Source organism: Vibrio sp. 1557 (genome assembly GCF_033340175.1).
Taxonomy (GTDB): Bacteria; Pseudomonadota; Gammaproteobacteria; order Enterobacterales; family Vibrionaceae; genus Vibrio; species Vibrio alginolyticus.
This window is the reverse complement of sequence record NZ_JAWOVZ010000267.1, coordinates 1-1,072: the sequence shown is the minus strand read 5'-3', so window position 1 is coordinate 1,072 and position 1,072 is coordinate 1. Positions and strand designations below refer to the sequence as shown.

At 51.4% G+C, this 1,072-nt stretch carries 1 protein-coding gene; it reads left to right on the top strand.

Translation table 11 applies throughout. The features are described 5' to 3' along the window. On the top strand, window positions 1–1,072 hold a 1,072-nt coding region (gene istA, locus R7070_RS26395; protein ID WP_318141543.1), incomplete at both ends, for an IS21 family transposase.

Below are 1,072 nucleotides of genomic sequence, written 5' to 3'. Positions count from 1 at the left end.
CCTTACTCGTTTTAAACAAAGCCAACTTGGTTGGCCTCTGCCTGAAAGTTGTAGCGATGCTGATATCACTCAAGCTCTGTATCACGGCAAGAAAGCCAGTCGCGATAAAGTCATGCCAGACTTCACGCAATACGCAGTCGAACTCAGACGTAAAGGCATGACGAAGATGTTGCTCTGGCAGGAATATCATGAGCAATATCAAGAGAAAGCTTACGCTTACACTCAGTTCTGCGAGCACTTCACTCGCTGGTTCAAAACGCAAAAGCGCAGCATGCGCCAGCTTCATGTGGCGGGTGATAAGTTGTTTATCGACTACTGTGGGCCGAGGCTTCAGGTAGTCAACCCTGACACAGGCGAAGTGCGCGAAGCAGAAGTGTTCGTGGCGACCTTGGGCGCGTCCAATTACACCTATGTTGAAGCCTTCCCGAGTCAAGGTAAGCCTTACTGGTTAGAGGCGCATGCCAATGCACTCGAACACTTCGGTGGTGTCCCACGGCTCTTGGTTCCCGATAATCTGCGCAGTGCGGTCACCAAAGCCAATCGTTATGAGCCGATACTGAATGAGAGCTATCAAAAACTGGCGAATCATTATCAAACGGCTGTGATGCCCGCTCGCCCCCACAAACCGAAAGACAAAGCCAAAGCAGAGAATGCCGTTCTCCTAGTGGAACGCTGGATCATGATGCGGCTGCGACACCAAACCTTCCATACCTTCAAGGCGCTGAATCTCGCTATCCGAGAACTCATGAATGAGTTAAACCAACGTGAGATGAAACAGTATGGCGCGAGTCGTCAATCACTGTTCGACAAACTCGATAAGCCTGCGTTAAAGCCCCTCCCCAAACAGCGTTACCTGTATACCGAAACCAAACGAGCTAAGGTTGGGCCTGACTATCACATCGACTATCGCCGCCACTACTACTCGGTGCCACATCAACTTGTTGGTCACCATGTCGAGCTGGAAGCCTCCAACCGTCTGGTGCAGATCTACCATCAAGGTAACTTGGTCGCCCAGCATCCACGTAGCCAAAGAGAGCGCGGAAACAGCACCCAACCAGAGCACATGCCGAGT